The organism is Pedobacter suwonensis (assembly GCF_900111825.1).
Lineage (GTDB): Bacteria > Bacteroidota > Bacteroidia > Sphingobacteriales > Sphingobacteriaceae > Pedobacter > Pedobacter suwonensis.
In genome coordinates, this window is the sequence record NZ_FOJM01000002.1 from 269394 (window position 1) to 288484 (window position 19091).

Annotated in this window: 10 protein-coding genes; all 10 read right to left on the reverse strand. The window is 40.8% G+C overall.

Going from position 1 to position 19091, the window contains the following annotated elements; translation table 11 throughout:
- Positions 1 to 6: 6 nt before the first annotated feature.
- The 10 genes from BM107_RS03660 to BM107_RS03705 all read right to left on the reverse strand — a co-directional run bounded on the left by BM107_RS03660 (position 7) and on the right by BM107_RS03705 (position 18628).
- Positions 7 to 939, reverse strand: coding sequence for an alpha/beta hydrolase (locus BM107_RS03660; protein WP_090980392.1), 933 nt, complete (start codon positions 937 to 939; stop codon positions 7 to 9).
- Positions 936 to 2738, reverse strand: a complete 1803-nt coding sequence (locus tag BM107_RS03665; protein ID WP_244278717.1) for a glycoside hydrolase family 2 protein — start codon at positions 2736 to 2738, stop codon at positions 936 to 938. Before BM107_RS03665 ends, BM107_RS03660 begins: the two co-directional genes overlap by 4 nt.
- Positions 2739 to 4307 (reverse strand): glycoside hydrolase family 43 protein, encoded by a 1569-nt coding sequence (locus tag BM107_RS03670; RefSeq protein ID WP_090980394.1) that lies wholly within the window; start codon positions 4305 to 4307, stop codon positions 2739 to 2741. It abuts the gene before it with no gap.
- 94 nt (positions 4308 to 4401) lie between these two features.
- Complete coding sequence (locus tag BM107_RS03675) at positions 4402 to 6390, reverse strand: glycoside hydrolase family 97 protein (protein ID WP_090980396.1); 1989 nt, start codon at positions 6388 to 6390, stop codon at positions 4402 to 4404.
- Positions 6391 to 6406: 16 nt separating this feature from the next.
- Complete coding sequence (locus BM107_RS03680) at positions 6407 to 8749, reverse strand: glycoside hydrolase family 2 TIM barrel-domain containing protein (protein ID WP_244278718.1); 2343 nt, start codon at positions 8747 to 8749, stop codon at positions 6407 to 6409.
- Positions 8750 to 8928: 179 nt separating this feature from the next.
- Positions 8929 to 10905: a sialate O-acetylesterase gene (locus tag BM107_RS03685; RefSeq protein ID WP_090980400.1), complete on the reverse strand. Its 1977-nt coding sequence runs from the start codon at positions 10903 to 10905 to the stop codon at positions 8929 to 8931.
- 31 nt (positions 10906 to 10936) lie between these two features.
- Positions 10937 to 12412, reverse strand: coding sequence for a cellulase family glycosylhydrolase (locus tag BM107_RS03690; protein ID WP_090980402.1), 1476 nt, complete (start codon positions 12410 to 12412; stop codon positions 10937 to 10939).
- Between the two features lie 210 nt (positions 12413 to 12622).
- A complete protein-coding gene (locus BM107_RS03695; RefSeq protein WP_134203400.1) occupies positions 12623 to 13837 on the reverse strand; it encodes a glycan-binding surface protein in 1215 nt (404 codons plus the stop codon).
- A 31-nt stretch (positions 13838 to 13868) separates the two neighbouring features.
- Complete coding sequence (locus BM107_RS03700; RefSeq protein ID WP_090980405.1) at positions 13869 to 15449, reverse strand: RagB/SusD family nutrient uptake outer membrane protein; 1581 nt, start codon at positions 15447 to 15449, stop codon at positions 13869 to 13871.
- An 11-nt stretch (positions 15450 to 15460) separates the two neighbouring features.
- Entirely contained in the window at positions 15461 to 18628 is a 3168-nt protein-coding gene (locus BM107_RS03705) for a SusC/RagA family TonB-linked outer membrane protein (RefSeq protein ID WP_090980409.1), read from the reverse strand.
- Positions 18629 to 19091 lie beyond the last annotated feature (463 nt).

Consider the following 19091-nt stretch of genomic DNA (forward strand, 5'->3'; position numbering starts at 1 on the left):
TTAATACTACTCATTAATATATCCCCTCATCTTCATCCATTTTTGGCAGGCTTCAGGCCATGATGATTCGGTGTTTTTATTATGGGCTAGTCCATAACCATGCCCACCTGACTGATATATATGAAGTTCGCATGGTACATTGTTTTTCTCCATAGCGAGTGCGTACGCTATACTATTCTGTACCGGAACTGCCTTATCATCCATAGAATGAACCAAAAACGCAGGTGGTGCTTCGGCATTAACCTGTAATTCATTTGAAAAATAGTTTACCCTTTCTATCGCTGCATTTTCACCCAGCAAATTTACTTTTGACCCTTTATGGGTAATATTTTCCTGCATGGATATAACGGGATAAATCAGGATCGAAAAATTTGGCCGCACATTGGTTGTATCTTTAATGCCCGATACCTTTTCTAAAGAATGGGTTGATATCGTTGCAGCCAGATGCCCACCAGCTGAAAATCCCATGATCCCGATTTTATCAGGATTGATTTTCCAAGTTTTAGCGTTATGCCTTACCAAACGAATAGCTTGCTGCCCGTCCAGTAAAGGTCCTATCGCCTTATTCGTCATAATCGCATCGCTTGGCAGTCGATATTTTAATACGATAGCCGTAATTCCGAGGCTATTTAACCATTTGGCCACTTCTTTTCCCTCATGTGCAATGGCCAGGCCAGAATAGCCTCCCCCAGGACATATAATTACGGCAGTATCATTGGCTTTTTCTGCCGGGGCAGGATACACCTCAAGCATCGGTTTTGAGATCAGACTCATCCAGCTATTTGCAGAATCTACCTGCTGTTTGTAGTTGACATTAGCGATTGCACCCGGCACCTCTCCATCCCAAAGATTGATCTGTTTACTTTGACCAAAAACATTGATTGTGGCCATTAAACAGCCTAAAACCAATGCAGTTCGTTTTATACTGATATTTTTCATTTTCTTTTATAATATTGTTCCATCGTATACCAGGCCAGTTTTTTTTCTCCCTTTTCTGACAACAGGCCCTTTCTGTTATATCCTTTCTGATAAACCGGGTGCATTCTGCCTAATGAACGGTAATCAAACAAAAGCCATGGAGCAACTCCGCAAAGATTGGGGATATTATTAAACATTTTGAGCTGGTTGATATAAATTTGCTGCTGATATTCTTCTCTCCAGGAAGCAGCCTCGTCTGCGGCTCCACTAACATTGCCAAATAAGGCTTCTCCTCCAAATTCAGAAATAAAAACAGGCTTACCTGGAAAGGCCATTTTCCAGCTTACATTTTCTGGCTTACCTTGCCAGGGCATATACCAGCCTATATATTCATTAATTGAAATGATATCGGCATATTTGTAAAGGCTATCTACTACTTTAAAAGAATTATTGTTATAGGACTGACTATTGGTCACATGTGTGATCAGCCTGGTAGAATCGAGCTGACGGCATACCTGAGTCAATGTAGCAAGCGCCTTGGTACGGTTAGGTGTACCATCATAGGTTTCGTTTGACAGGCTCCAGATCACCACAGTACAGCGGTTCCTGTCCCGGCGAATCATTTCTTTGAGCATCAGATCCATTTTTGATACAACTGCGGTATCTGAAAATTCAATATGCTGGTAAACCGGTAGCTCGCTCCATACCATTAAGCCCATTTTTTCGGCCTCATTAATGATATGTTCATTATGCGGATAATGTACCAGGCGCACCATGTTGCAACAAAGTGCTTTTGCCTGATTGAGGAGCAGGATTGCATCTTCTTTTGAAAACGCCCTCGCACCCTTATACGGGTTTTCTTCATGAATGTTGATTCCTTTGAGAAAAACAACCTTACCATTCAATAGAACCCTGCTTCCTGCAACTTCTACATTTCTAAAACCAATTTCATCGTTGATGCTGTCGGTTTCGCTTTCAACAGATACCCGGTAACGTTTGGGATTTTCTAACGACCACAATTTAAAAGCACCAGTAAAGTGTAGTTTAGCCAAGCCCATGCGATCTGACTTAGCCGAATATGCCAAACCTAACTCAGGAATTTGGATCTTTACCGTTTGTTCCCTATTTACACCGTTTAATTTAATCCACCCTTTTACTTCTTTACGGCTTCCTTTAATAAGCTGTATGCTATAATCTTCAATATAGGTTGTAGCTGTCTGGATCAGATTTACATCGCGGGTGATGCCGCCGTAATTTAACCAGTCATAACCTAAACCTGGAAGCCCGTTTTGAAGGCGTTTATTATCTACCTTAACCACCAATGCATTAATTCCGGATCTGACTCCTTCAGTTATTTCAAATTGAAATGGCGTAAAACCTCCTTCGTGGCTTCCGATCTTTTTACCGTTAAGGTAAACAGTGGCCAGATAATTTACGGCACCAAAATGGATAAAGAGCCTTTTATTTTTGACTGGCGTACAACTAAATTCCTTTTTATACCAAACTACTCCTTCAAAATAGGTAAGTTCAGGCATCTGCGAGTTGAAATCGCCAGGTACTTTCAATGTCGGGCTACCTTCAAAAGAATATTCTACAAAATCGGTTTTTGATTTGGCTTTGTTTTCTAACCAGATTTGTCTCCATTCGCCTATACCAGTAGGATCAAGGATAACATTCCACTCTCCGTTCAAGCTGATTGCCTTCCTGGATGCAACATTAATCATGGCAGTCTGCGCATAAGTGATATCCGCTACCAGCAGCATGGATAAAATCATTCCAATCCATTTATACAATAATGTTATCTCTTTTTTTTCACTCATCTAAAGCGTTGGTTTGTATATAAATTCATCAAAATCTCCATAGGCTTTAGTATTTTTATTTTTGGACTGGGCATACAAACCAAGTAAAACGCCGGTAAAGCCTCCATTGGTTTCGGAACTCAGATACCATACGTTTATCTTATTTAAAAACTTAAATTCTTTACCATCAATTGAATAATAAAACGAGTAAAAGTCCTTATCACCTTTTACCTGTAAATAAACATGATCACCAGGAATCTCGACTTCGTTTGCGAGATGGTTGAGTACGCCCATTTTATAATTTAAAAATACTTTATGCTTACCATCTTTCGATTTTTTTAGAAAGAGATCATAATGCGCCTGAGGCGAATAATAAGCCGTTATTCCAGCCTGGTCATCTTCCGTTGCATTCTTTAAAGATAGTAAAGTAGTAGCTGAAAAATCGATATGCTCCTGTCTGCGGCCAACAAATGTGGGCGAATCATGCTCATCCAAAGTAATCGGGCTTGATTTGAGTCTTAATGAGCCTTTTTTCTCTGTAAGCGAATAATACTTTATGAATGGATTTCGGAGGTAGACCCAATCAACGCCTAATTTACTTTCATTAAAACTGGTTGAATAATCAGGTTGCTTTACAGGTTTTAAAGGTAAGGTAGGCACTTTCATATCAAGATCTACTGTACCATTGCCATTTATTACCGGCCAGGCGTTTGTATCCCATCTTACCGGTGCCAAAAACGTTTCGCGCCCTAGTACATGATGGAGCAAACTTTGAGGTCGAAACCCCAGAAAAACTACCCACCATGAGCCATCATGGGCCTGAACAAAATCGCCATGTCCGGTACCTTGGATAGGGTTGCTTTGTGCGTTTTCATTGATATGGGTTAAAATCGGGTTAGCAGGATTTGAGTCATAAGGCCCATAAATTGATCTGCTCCGTGCAATGGTCATTTTATGTCCGTATTCGGTACCACCTTCCGAAATAAGCATATAATACCAACCGTCTTTTTTATAAAGATGCGGTGATTCGGGATAACGCCCTCCTGTACCACCCCAAACGATTTTGCTTTCGGTAAGTCTTTTTCCCGTTTTAAGGTCTATTTCACTAATAGTAATGCCCTTGCCATTCGAGATGAAATAACTTTTGCCGTCTTCAAAATATAAAGTAGGGTCAATACCACCCTGTTCTACAAAAATGGGCTGAGACCATTCGCCGGCAGGATCGTCGGTATGCACATAAAAATTCCCTCCTGCCGAAACATTGGTGGTAACCATATAAAAACGCCCTTCGTGATAACGGATGGTTGGGGCATAAATACCTGCCGAAGAACCACATTTATCTAGTTTAAGCTGGGAAGGGCGCGTAAGGCAGTGTCCGATTTTTGTCCAGTTAATTAAATCTTTACTGTGAAATACCGGAACCCCGGGAAAGTATTCAAAACTACTGGTCACCAAATAATAATCATTGCCAACCCGGCATACACTCGGATCAGGATGAAAACCAGAAATTACCGGATTTTTATAGCCCTGCGCATCTGCAAAACGATAAAAGGCTAAAACAATGGTTAAAATGTGAATAATTCTTTTCATATTTTTCTATTTTTTTTTAAATGCCTATAAGGCAACAACAGTGCGTTTAAAATACCTACTGAAGATTATTGATGGCATTTTTATACATCAAATGCTAAAATTTTTCTGGATGAATGAGGATTGCAAAGCCTCCTCCATTCGCCATATTAAGGGTAAGCTTATCTGCGCTGGTCACTTTAATAACTTCACGTTTATAGTCAGTAGCATCCTTATCTGCATTAACACCATCCATAAATATTTCTGCTGAATACTTTCCCTTGCCCAGAAAACTCAGGTCGATGGTAATTGTCCTTGCAGACCAGCTGGTAAGGCCCCCTACATACCATTTATCTTCTTTTTTTCTGGCAAGAGCCAAGTACTCGCCCACTTTCCCATCAAGGGCAACTGTTTCATCAAAAGTGGTGGGTATTTTTGAAATAAAACTGGTGCTCTCCTGTTCTTTCATATAGGCAGTGGGGCTATCAGCCATCATTTGTAAAGGTGCTTCGTATACCACGTACATGCCTAACTGGTGCGCTCTCGTTCCCTGGCTCATTGGCATGGAATTACTTGGACGAAAATCTGCTCTGGTGGCATTGCGCATTGCTCCGGGAGTATAATCCATAGGCCCGGCAAGCATTCTGATGAACGGAATTGTGGTTTCGTAGCGGGGCATATCATCTTTTGGCGTCCATTTGGCATTCTCTAAACCTTTTACGCCTTCAAAGTTGACCACATTAGGATAGGTACGCTGAATCCCCGTAGGTTTATACATACCATGATAATCGACAAGGAGTTGATAACCAGCTGCTTTTTTAGTCATGTTGTAAATCGAACTGACCATTTTTTGATCGTCGCGATCGATAAAATCTATTTTAAAACCTTTAATTCCCATTTTTGAATACTGGCTAAAAGCATCATCCAACATCTGGTTGATTGCATACCATGATGCCCAAAGCATAATGCCTACATTCTTTTGTTTTCCGTAACTGATGAGTTCTTTGATGTTGATATTCGGAGAAATTTTAAGCAGGTTGGTTTCTTCACTCCAGCCTTCATCCAATACCACATATTCGATATGATTTTTAGCGGCAAAATCTATGTAGTATTTGTAAGTTTCGGTATTAATTCCTGCCTTAAAATCAACACCAGAGATGTTCCAGTCATTCCACCAGTCCCAGGCTACCTTACCTGGTTTTATCCAGCTTAAATCGGCAATTTGAGCAGGTGCGGAAAGTTTTTGAACCATATCGTTGTTTAAAAGATCCCGATCATTCTCGCTGATGATTACCGCCCTCCATGGAAAATTACGGCTACCATTGGTTTTGGCAATAAAGCTTTCCCGCTCGGTTACCATATAATTCATTTTATTGAATCCGCCTAAACGTTCCGCTTTTGGATAAAGGGCAAATCTCCCGCTTAAGCTATGCTGCCCCTGTTTACCTTTGGTGAGGAACATACCGGGATAATCTACCAATTCGGCTTCTACTATAGCAGCCTTTTTTCCGTTCTCCAAATCGACAAGAAGCGGAGAAATGGCCAGCGAATCTTTCACAAATCTTGAGAGTGGGATTTCATCATATGTAGATTCGAAAGCAGATATATACTGATTATTTTCCCTCAAATCGCGTACATAAGGAATAAAGGCTTTATGATCTTTGCTGAAGGTAAAATTGGCCTCTTCCGATTCAATTATCAACGCTCCTTTTTTCTTAGTAAAAAAACGATAGGCCACACCATCATTATATGCTCTTAAAATAATTCCAAAATCTCCTTTAAAATTTATGATTAGTTGGTTATAGGCATCAATTACTGCTTTCTTTTTATAAATGGGCGTATTGAAAACGGTATTGACACTTGATTTCTGAGTATTAATAATTTTCGCATTATTTCCTAAAACCATCCCTTTACCAAGTGTTAAGGAAATGGCTGAAGGAACAATAACAGCTGTATTTTCATGCTTTACAGACCACGATATTTTAGTACCGTTTTCCAAAGCCAGGTCTATTTTTCCATTGGGGGATTTAACATGTAATATTTGGGCATTTCCAACAGCTGGCAATAAAGCCGAGAAGATGATTATCCGTAATAAAAATTTATTCATTTGTGTGTTATTGTTTTTACTTAATGGATTTGATGATGATGCTATTCTGTTCCAGCCCGTTTGAGGTTACCGTAAGCTTAATTTCGCCGCTTTGGCGGGTACTTTTGATAACCACCAATGCGCGTCCATGCCACGCTTTACGCGAATTACCCGTATATGAATCTACATCTTTAATATCTGCATTATCTATTCCGGCTATCGTACCCTCACCTTCAATTTTAAAGTCAAGGCGATTTGCTGCATTGGGATGCACCACACCATATTTATCGGTTACCTCGATGGTAATGTAAACTAAATCCTGACCGTTGGACCGCATTTCTTTACGATCTGCAGTAAGCTTAAGCCTTGCAGCATCTCCGGCAGTCTGCAGGACGGACGATTCTACTTCTTTATCACTTTCTACACCAACTGCTTTAAGTACTCCTGCCGTGTAAGGCACAGAAAAAGTAGACTTAAACTCTTGTCCAACGCCTGTAGGCTTTTCGCCAAGCAGTTTATTGTTCAGGTACAACCTTACTTTTTCATATTGAGAATAAATCTCTACATCAATATTCTTGCCTTCATAGCCTGGCCAGTTCCAGCTCTCCCAGGTTGGCCACACGGCCCACCATGTGGTTTTAATTTCGAGTGGTTCGGGGTTGGGTTCGCGAACGGCCATGTAGAGTTTTTCGGCGTTATTGTACAACAGGTTACGGTAGTGCGAAATCGGCTTTCTCCAACCCAAAAGATCAATATCACCGCAATAGGCGCCGTGCCAGGGGAAAAAATCATGTTCCCAGTGTTCCCCCGGAACCTCTCCTGAATAGTACCAACGGCCTATGCCCGATTCTCCAAGATAGTCTATGGCTGTCCAAACAAAATCGCCGATCACAAAGGGATTGTTTTTTATCAGTTGCCAATTTGCAAAAGCATCTTTAGGGTAAGACTCAGATTGAAAGATAATGCGCGATGGTACCCGTTTATGATCGGCAGCTGCGCTTGATAAATGATAATTATAGCCGGCTACATCGTGGGCTGCCATTAACGAATCCATAACTGCCCAATCTTTTCCATTTTCTACAATGGCTGAAGTAACCGGGCGGGTGGTATCTATTTTTTTTATGGCACCTGAAAGCATTCTGGCAGTTTCAACTGCTCCAGGGGTACCTCTCTCTACTATTTCATTACCGATACTCCACATGATAATTGAAGGGTGATTGCGATCGCGTAAAATCATGGCATCCAAGTCGTGTTTCCACCATTCATTAAAATATTTAGCATAATCCTGCTTGTTTTTTCCCACTTTCCAGCAATCAAATGATTCATCAACCACCAACAGGCCTAATCTGTCGCAAGCGGCTAAAAAAGCTTCTGAAGGAGGATTATGCGAAGTTCTTACCGCATTAAAACCAGCTTTCTTAAGCAACTCCACCTTACGCTCTTCAGCCCTGTCAAAAGCAGCTGCACCCAGACAACCATTATCATGGTGCACACAGCCGCCGTTTAGCTTGACGGTTTTACCATTAAGCTGAAATCCGTTTTCGGGGGTAAATTTTATTGAGCGGACACCAAAATCAGTAACCGTTTTATCCACCACTGTTTTATTCCGTATAATCTGTACTTCTGCCTTGTATAAATGTGGTGTTTCAGGGGTCCATAACAAAGGATTGGCCACAGTTATGGTTTGCGTAATTTCTTTCTCACTATTAGCAGCCAGATTAATCTTGATTTGACCATTTCCTGCGTTTTTAGTATCCTTCCCAAATAACCTGGTATTCACAACAATGCTTTGCGCCTGCCCTGTTTCGTTTTTTACTGTCGTTTTCACCTGAACGCTTGCTTTTTTTGATGATACACTAGGGCTTGTGATGGCCACGCCCCATTCTGCGATGTGTAATGCATCAGTAGCGGTCATCCAAACGTGACGGTAAATTCCCGAGCCGCTGTACCACCTGCTGTTCATTTGCTGCGAATTATCTACGCGTACCGCGATCACATTTTCCTGATGAGCGTCTAAATAAGCCGAAAGGTCATAGCCAAATGAAGAGTAGCCATAGGGATATATGCCAAGTGATTTTCCATTGATAAAAACTTCTGCATTCATGTAGATGCCTTCAAAATAGATAGAAATCTTTTTGCCTTTCCAATCGCCGGGTACCTTAAAAGTTTTCCTGTACCAGCCAATGCCGGCCGGAAAATATCCACCGCCACCCCCAGTTGGATTTTTGGGCTTTATTTTTCCTTCAATACTCCAATCGTGCGGCAGATCCAGATTACGCCAGGCTTGATCATTAAAACCGCTGGATTTGGCTGTAGCTTCATCGCCCAGTAAGAATTTCCAATCAAAATCAAATAGCTGTTTCCGTTCGTTTTGCTGCATATTTTGAGCAAATACCAGAATGCCATTCGACAACAGCAGAAATACCAATAGTAAAATCCGACAGTTATGCCGACTAAAGTGATTTGAATTATTATTAAAACTCATAAGAATTAAATGTCAATTTGATACTAGCTTAAAAGCTAATTTGAATCTTCAGACTCCCTGTCACAGTTCATTTACTATTTCTGTGTTATTCCCTTCCAATCATCTGTTCTAAAAGGTATGGCTGGCAAACCTGCTGAATTGATCAGGTTACATTCAGGATTGTCTGCCCAGGCATATCGAACAGCTACAGGTTGAGGCACTTTATCGCTGCAAACAACTATTTCATTACCTTCAATTTTAGCATTAGCCCAGTAGAACTGTTTATCTTTACCTGCTATTGCAAATCCTGTTATTTCTTTAGCATTCTTCGATACCAATCCATCCCCAACGTTGGTAAAACCCAAATGAATGCGATTGTCCATTTTTGAAAAACGTTTAAACGTTGGACCTGATGTCACAACATTTTGTCCATACACCAACTTATTGGCAATCAACGCCAAACGCCGACCAACTTCCTGCTTGTTACCGGGATGAATATTATCTGCCTCTCCAATATCAATGATACAGGCCATTCCGGTGTTGGGCTGTGATAAAGTTAGCGACTGTGCTTCTCTAAGCTCAGCCCATTCACTTTCGGATGGGAGCGGTTGTGTTTTTTTAAAGTTTGCCAGCTGCACGTACAAGAATGGCAAATCCCCCTGTTTCCAGCGTGCACGCCAATCCTGGATCAGCATGGGGAATAACTTACGGTAATTGTAGGCTGCGGTATCATTGGCTTCACCCTGGTACCATAAAAATCCTTTAATTCCGTACGGGATGACTGGATTGATCATGGCATTGAAAAGTAATGATGGATAATATTGGTAATTACGGTTCCTGGGGATGGCAGGCTCCAAACTTTTGTTATATTTCCAGATACCGGCCAACGGCAATCTGGTGGTGCCATTGGTAATATACATATCATCTGCAGGTGGATTTAATCCACCAATTCCCCATAACATGGCCAACCTCAGTGTAATCGTATTCTCACCTTTATTTATTGATTTGGCAGGGATAGTATAATGCTGCCGTGGATCGGTATTCCATACCGTTTTACAAATTTCAGTACCATTAAAATATAGGGAATAATTCACATCGGGCCGCCCGATATAGAGCGTGAGATCGGATTGTGAAAAAGCTTCTGGCAAGGTGATTTTTTTACGCATCCAAACCACTCCCTCATAAGGGCCGATCCCAAAATCTTTGATCAGCTTAGGCATTTCAATGTCCGGCCATGCGGCATCAGTGTAACCTGGCCGTGGTATGATTTTATCTGAATTTTGTTGTGGATGATTAACAATATCCCAGCCCCGGATCTGGTCAAGGCTGTCTCTTAAAAAATCCTGCTCACTCAGGCTGTCATTTGCCAATGTTTTTGCTTTGGTAATTGGTAAGGAAAGTAATTTTTCCCTGCTTGTCCACGATTCGACCGGTGTACCACCCCAGGCACTCTGTATAATACCAATGGGAACATCTTGATCTTTGTGTATCTTTTTAGCAAAATAGTAAGCTACAGCCGAGAATTTGGCTACATTTTGAGCATTACAAATTTCCCATTTCCCTTCTGTAAGATCTTGCTGTGGTGTCAGCTTTTTCACATTTGCGACATGAAATAAACGTATTTCAGGAAAATCTGCCTTTGCTATTTCTTCAACTGCATTTTGAGCCTGCTTTACCGACCACTCCATATTGGATTGACCAGAGGCCAGCCAAACATCTCCTATAAGGATTCCGGAAAGAATAATTTGCGAATGTGGTGCTGTGCGTTCAGCAATTTTCAGTTGATACGGACCTCCAGCCTTAAATACAGGAAAACGCACCATCCATTTACCATCTTTGTTTGCAATGGTTTTAACACTGAATTTTCCCAGTTCAGCGATGATTTCTCTACCGGGTGCTGCATATCCCCAAACAGGAATTTTAATATCCCGCTGGAGAACCATGTTATCACTAAATACTTTGGCAACAGCAATTTGGGCAAAGCCATGTATCTGAATAAAACTAAAGATAATAAAAAAGGCAAAACCTATCTGCAACTTCAATTTTTTTATTTTTTCCGATCTATATATCATTACCTGATAGAGTTTTACAGCACACTACTTCCTATTTACCTGCTGAAATAAGGGCATTGATGGTACCTTGATCAAGCACGGTATTGTTTCTGCGGTCTAAAGCACCGCCTGTATCCCAAAAGAAAGGTTTGAGGCCAAACTGGATAGCCTGTCTGGTTACATAGTTATTCCAATAATCTACTGAAGCATTATGTGTTGGCAAATCTAAAGGAACATTCCTGGTATTACCCCTTTTATAAGCACCATACTCTCCTAATATTACCGGAATTCCTTTATCTATAAATTTGGCTTTCATCAAAGTAAACATTCTGATGTGTTCGCTCTCCTCGCCCCAGGTCGGGTTACGATCGGGCTGAATGGTGGAGTGATAGCCTGTACCCCAGTAATAGAACATTTTGCCCCAGGTTGCATCATTATCCAGTATGGTAAATTGTGAAGGCGAATAATTATGTACTTCAACCATTAAACGGTTAGGAACCTGGTCGGTAGGTAGACTATTCATTAAATTGTTGGTTTTATCCGGATCGGTGCCTGGCCCCTGAACAACCAATACACGATAACTGTTTTTGCCACCTGTAGAGCGAACAGAATTGATAAAGGTTTGGTGATACTCATTTAGTATGGCCATCTGTTCTGCATTTTCAGCAGGTGGCTCATTTGCACTGGCAAACATTAAATGCTCATCAAAATCTCTCATGGTTGTAGCAATCTGCTCCCAATATGCTTTCTGCTTGGCATTAACAGAATCTTTTTTAGCTGCATTAATATTTTGATCGAGCCAGCCACCATCCCAGTGGATATTAAGCAATACATACATATCATTGTCGACACAGTATTTTACCACTTCTTTTACGCGGTTAAGCCAGGCAGGATCAATAGTTGCTTTTTGTCGGTCGCTTAAATGGTGCCAGTCCCATGAACATGGAAGCCTTACCGCATTAAAGCCTGTTTGCTTTAAAAATTTAACATAAGATTCAGTAATCTGAGGATTACCCCAACCACTTTCACTTCCCGGCGATTCCATTGTATTTCCGATATTCCACCCTAATTTCATCTTAGCTGCCAACTGCACAGCAGTACTGTTCATACCCGTTTGATCGGGCGCTTTTGGCGATGTATTGTACGAAGGAAACAAATAGCTGGTTTGAGAAATGGTAAGCCGTCTGGCCTGGCCATTATCTGCAGTAACAATCATTACTGCTGAACGGGAAATACCTGTGGTGTTAGGTGTTGCGGTTAATTTCAATTCTGTATTGCCTTCACTTCCTGTCATCTGGTTTAACTTTAACCAGGAATCGGCGGGGTTTTTAGTACTCCATTTGGCATTACTGTTAATTGTTACATTTGAAACCCCGCCATTAGGTTGAAAAGCCACAGCTGAAATTGAAACATTGAGCTGGGGCTGCACATCTTCTTTCTTTTTGCAAGATGTTGTAATAAAAGTGATAGCCAGCAGTAAGATGATGGATAACCAACCATTAATTTTTAGACTTCTAAAATGAATCATTGTTTTATGTTTATTTTTAAATGATAGATGCTTTCTTATTGTTGATAAGAGATAAAAGCAATGAGGATGTGTCATAAGTTATGTTTGATCTTGCCGGGCTTAACGATGTACTAAAACACATTTAAGAAACATTTAAAGCCGTTTTGACCCATATCACAACCTCAGTAAGCTTAGTATGAAAAGTTCAACTTATGATACATCGCTGCATCTTTATTTTATTTTGACTACTCTAATATTATCAAAAGCCGCTTCAAACCCCTCCACCATTGTTGAGCCATCGTTCAGGAATGTAAAGTTGATGCCTCCATTTCCTGTACTGCCGAGTAATTCAGTTAAACTGGATGTAGGAAGTCCGTTTTTCAAAAAATTTGAAAGCGGAATGGTTATGGTTTGCCAGCCATTTGTTTTAAAAGGTGTTTCAGAGCCATTGCTGTTTTTCCATGGTCTGTATAATGCGGCATAATTATCGAACCCGAAATCTTTAATAATTTTAACGGACCCGTTTACCCAAGGTTTGGTAACCGATACTTCAAACTTTAGGGCATAATGACTTACAGAATCTGTTAGGTTGGCGACTGGTACCCATTGTACTGGATTGGTATTGATTGATCGTCCACCTTCCCACCAGTTACCATTTCCGGCAGGTACGTTCGATGCTTTCATCACACCGTAATTCCCGGCATGTCCGGGATAATTTGCAGAACTGTTGGAAATGTCTGATCCCCAGGCAAGCGTATTGATGTCATCATAATTGTTTAACATGCCAGTGGTATAATCATGCACATTATAAACTGTTTTGGCTCCTCCTGATTTTGTTATCACCTCAACAATTCCACTGTTTGTAAGGCCGGCAGGCACCACTAGACTGATGGAGGTACCATCGTTTGACCCCGTAAAATCAGTTATATTCTGTCCGGCGTAAGTTACACGCTGGATAAAGAAGAAATTTAATCCATTTATCCTGACAGAATCGCCAGGATTAGCGCTCTCATTTGAAATACCGGTTATGGTTGGGGCCGGTGCTACTATCGGAAATGAAAAAGTAGTTTCTCCATGAATGGTTACATACCTTATGGTATTAAGTTGCGATGCTTCTACTGAAGGGAAGGGAATTACAGCGGGCATCAATACAATTGCGCTTGTATCTGAAAACCAGGATTCGTTGAAAGATCCCTTTACACCATTAAAATAGATCTGAAGTGCACCTCTTAAATTTTTACCGGTAATGACAATCCATTTTCCAGTACCTACTCTGGTAATAAGTGAGTCGCCAGGGCTGGCAACGTAGTTTCGGATCCCGGTAATTTCAGGCATACCCGAAGAAGAAGATGATGTATCTTTTTTACAACCCTGCTGTATAAAAAAGAACAGTGCCATTAGAACAAATAACAAATGGCTATTAGTCCTGCTAAATAATTTTTTCATATTAATCTCAATTAATAATTTGTACAGTTAATTAATAGTATGGTACCGGTGGATCTAATAATTTAGGATCGGCGGTGATTTCGGTAGCAGGTATAGGCAGCGTAAAAGTGGCTATAGTTGGTGGTGTGATTACGATACCATTGGCATTTCTCGTTTTTTTGCCTGTAGCCGGGTCGTATGAAAACTGTACCCTGGTATTTTTAAGGATCTGATTGTTCAATACCGCAATAGCCGCCTGTGGATTGTAATGTGATAAGCGAACGAGATCAAACCAATATTGTCCTTCAAAAGCAAGTTCAATTCTTCTTTCATTACGTAATTGTTCTGCGGTGATGCTGGTTACCGGTTCAACCCCTGCACGTTTTCTAACCATATTAAAAACCCGCAAGGCTTCAGCATCCGCCGTTGTATTATTTGTACCCATCAGTGCTTCTACATATACCAGGTATACATCAGCTAAACGCAAAACAGTATTATGTTGAGGTGAAGACCAGATATCCATACTTGGTGAATTATTATCTGCAGCTGTACCTACAATATGTTTTTTAATACTACAACTTGTGGCGGTATACCCCCCGCCCGCAGCATTTAGCTCCGGATAATGATCGCCTGTTCGCATGAATGTAGCTTTCCTACGTATTGAATCCTGAGGGGTATACAAACTGTCGAGATCAAAAGTTGGTCCTATTGCACCGCCCCATCCACCTCCGGGAGGTACTACACTCGAACTAGGCGCAAATTGGGTCTGAATGGCGTTACCATTTCCATACCCTACCCCTGGTGCCCATTGGAAGGCAAAAAGCGATTCGGAATTATCATTAAACTGCGTTCTGAAAAGGTTGTAATAGTTTGGCAATAAGGTTAAACCGCTGGTATTAATTACATTTTTGGCATAAAAAGCAGCACTATCAAGATCTGACTGATTTCTGCTGCCACTGATACCTGCTTTAGTCAGGTATACTTTTGCCAACATTCCCTGTGCAGACCATGTGGTTAAACGGCCCGCCTGATCGCGTGCCGGCAAGGCACTAGCTGCAAAACGCAGGTCGTTAACAATAAAGCGATAAACATCGGCAAGACGGTGGCGTGGCAATAATGGCTCTTTAAGCAGCTTTGTATTATCTTCAATAATCGGTACCGCGCCCCATAACTGCGCCAAATGAAAATAGGCTGTTGCACGTAAAAACCTCAGTTCGCCAAGGGCGCCATTTTTATTTCTTAGCGGTACGCTATCGGGAACTTTAGCATTAATGGCAATAATATTGGTATTACAGTGCGCGACAATCTTATAAAAACAGCGCCAAGAAGTAGCCATCTGTCCATTTTGGCTGGTTACAGCAAATGATGTGAGCTGCGCTAAGTCTGCATTGTAAGGCTGCAACATATTACCGCTCAGAATATCGCCAATGGCGAGTAATGGAAAACTGTTCCAATCGTTCCATGGCTGTGCATATAAACCGGCGGTAACCAGCCTCAGATCTGATGAACTTTTGTAAAAATTATCTGTTGTGATCTGCGACAAAGGAGGTCGTTCCAGAAAATCTTTTTTACAACCGCTTAGGATGATAACGGCAGCAAATAAAGTAAGTATGTATAATTTAATATGTTTCATAAATCTAGGTCTTAGTTATTTAAAATAGAGATATTGGCACCTATGGTAAATACCCGTGGTTGTGCGTAATACCCATTATCTACACCTGCTGCCAAAGGATTCCAGGAACCGATTTCCGGATCATAACCGTTGTACCTGGTGATGGTAAATACATTGGTTACCTGGGCATACAGACGCAATGTTTTTAAATGGATTTTGGATAAAAGATTCTCCTTGAAGTTGTAGCCCAGCGTAATACTTTTACATCTGATAAATGAACCATCTTCTATGTATTTGCTTGAAAAACGTTGGTTATCATTACCGCTGCTCTGGCTAATTCTGGTGATGGTGGTTTCGGGATTGGTAATATAAACGTTGTTGATATCATTGGCCGAACCGGCAGGATTAATTAAGCCGATCCTCGAATATTCCGCGACATTTCTAAAATATCCAAAATTTTGATTTGGATTTTCAGCATCTACCCTTACTTGGTTATAAAGGTTATTACCGTAATTACCAGACATAAAAATATTCAGGTCGAAGTTTTTATAAATGAAACTGTTGTTTATACCAAATTGAAATTTTGGCATTGGCGAACCCAGGTATACCTGGTCTCTTTCATCAATTACCCCATCATTGTTCTGATCTTTAAATATGACATCGCCTACCCATACGCCCCCGGTTCCATTTGTAATCGGAATGGCTGTACCTCCTTTTTGTGTCAAGGCAGGGTATCTGGCAAAATCTTCAGCATTTTTATAAAGGCCCAAAGCTTCAAAACCAAAATATTCCCCTATCGATCTGCCTACGGCTGATTTAGTAATTGCTGTTGCACCTGCATAACCATACAGTGCAGAGGCATCACTATTTAAAGCCAGTATCTTATTGATGTTTCGGGATAGGGTAATGTTACTTTTCCAGTTGAAGTTTTTACCAGCGATATTGTGCGTGGTCAGCGTAAACTCGATTCCTTTATTGCTTACGGAACCAATGTTTACATATGGTGATTGAATAGACCCTGGAGCATAACCGGTTGGATCAACCATACCAGAATACAATGGAAGGGTAATACCTAACAATAGGTTCTCCGTCTTTTTGTAATAAGCATCGACAGAAAATTCGATCCTACTGTTTAAAATACTGGCATCTAAACCCGTGTTATAGCCTTTGGTAGTTTCCCATTTTACATCTGGAAAGCCTATTGTAGATAATAGCTGTGCATTACCGGTTAATGAGTTGGTTACCGTGGTTAGTGTACCACCGTATGCATAATCAGCTATGTTCTGATTATTTTGCAAACCATAGCCAACTCTCAGTTTTAAGTCATTAACCGCTTTTACATTTTTCAGAAAATTCTCCTGTTTCAGTTTCCATGATAATGCTCCGGAATAAGTGGTTACCCATCTGTTGTCAGGTCCAAATTTTGAAGAACCATCATTACGCACATTGATGGTCAGATTATATTTATCATTATATTTAACATCAAAACGGCCAAAATAAGATTCACCAGCGGTTTGCCCCTTTAAGCCAGAATTGAGCGCTGTTCTTGCATCACCATTACTGATGGCCTGCACGTTATTACTGGGAAAGTTTTGTCTGCTTGCGGATACATTTTCGAATTTCGTTACCTTAGATTCATGACCGACCATTGCATTTAGGTTATATTTTCCAAATGAATGCCAATAGGTTAAATAATTGGTGAGTGATACGAAAGTATTTTGTCCACTGCTATAAGAAGCCGAATTATTGGTTTTAGAATAGGCTCCCATGGTATAAATCGGATCGAACTGATCTTCTGTTGCACTAGAAAAATTCCCGGATAATTCGTTTCTTAGGGTAAGCCCTTTGGCAAACTGGATTTCTGCATAGGTATTTCCGAATAATTCGTATCTGCTTTTCAGGTCCTTTACAATTTTGGCCAAAGCAAATGGATTGGTACCCGTAGCACCATAAATATTAGGATCATTTCCACCCCAGGTACCATCAGGATTAACAACGTTGACATCCGGCGTTTGATTTAGTGCCTGGCGGATTACGCCGGTTTGAGACGTAGTTACATTTTCTTTGACATTCGCCAGTTGTAAACTCACGCCAAGCTTCAACCAGTCAGTAGTTTTATTGTCCAGATTTAAACGGCCAGAAATCCTTCTAAAATCTGATCCTAAAGCAATTCCGTCCTGCGCGAAATAGGTACCGGAAAGATAATATTTTGTTCTGGCATCACCGCCTGTTATGGCGACGTTATGGTTTTGCATCAAAGCTGTTCTGAACAAGGCTTTTTGCCAATCTGTTCCTAAGCCCAAATATTGTGGGTTTGCAAACTGTGGCCTCAAATCATAACCGATAATGGCCGACTTTTCATTCATAAAAGTTGCATATTCCCTTAAATTCATGACGTCATAATACTTAGGCAATGCTTGCCCTCCGGCATAGCCATCATAGCTGATTTGTGGCGGACCCGATACGCCGCGTTTTGTAGTGATAATAACTACCCCGTTGTTGGCTTGTGCGCCATAAATTGCCGTGGCAGATGCGTCTTTCAAGATATCAATTGAAGCAATTTCAGAAGGATTTATACTGGCTAGCGGATTGGTTCCCTTATCGCCTGCCGAAGGCAGAATCTGCAATCCGTCAATAACATATAATGGAGGGTTATTACCAAAAGCGGTTAGTCCACGGATTTGTACTGAAACCCCGCCACCCGGTTGACCTGATATTTGTTGGATCACTACGCCAGGAACTTTTCCCTGTAGCGCCTGGTCTACCGTAGTGGGTTGCGTTCTGACCAGATCAGCTCCAGATACTGAAGATATAGACCCGGTAAGATCAGCTCTTTTCTTTTCTCCGTAGCCAATAACCACCACTTCATCCAGCTTATTGGATTCTACTCTCAAAGTTACATTAATCATGCTACCATCACCGACCATGATTTCCTGAGGTAAAAAACCGATCATTTTGAAAATTAGAACATCTCCGGTATTTGCCCTTATTGAATACTGTCCTTGTTCGTTCGTTGAAGTGGCTGTTTTTTTTGTTTTAACCTGTACAGTGGCTCCCCGCAAAGGCTGGGGATTATCATTGCCTACGATTTTTCCGGTTATCTGTCGCTCCTGTGCATACCCGTTTAAATGAAGGAGGTTTAAGAAAATTACAAAGAGCATCAAAGCCGGCAATTTTCTGATAAAAATTGTTTGGTTCATATTTGTCTAAATTTGGTTTGTTGGGCCGATGGTAAAATGATATTTGAAGATTAGCGACTAAACTTATAGAGACGATTATTTAATTGCTAAGTCCGTGTACACCATTCATCCTGGCTTTATTAGCGTCAAATATAGTTTCAGGGCAAATCTGGGAATGCTTCAAATGATAAAGACTATAGAAGTTATGTTAACCCTAATACTACATACAGCAATGAATGGAATTTTAAGCCAAAAGAAAATACAAAATACTAATAGTCAATATATTACAATAAAAATATTCTATACCGACACATAAATATTAATGCGGGATATGCTGCTGTATCTATTAACAGACCCTAAACGCGGCTTAACATTGCTCCTTTTTCCAAGCACACCACCGATACTTTCCGCTTACCTCAGCCCGGTAGTACCGAGCTGTCACCACTCCTACACCTTCAAAAGGAAAGAAAGCCAAAACCCCATA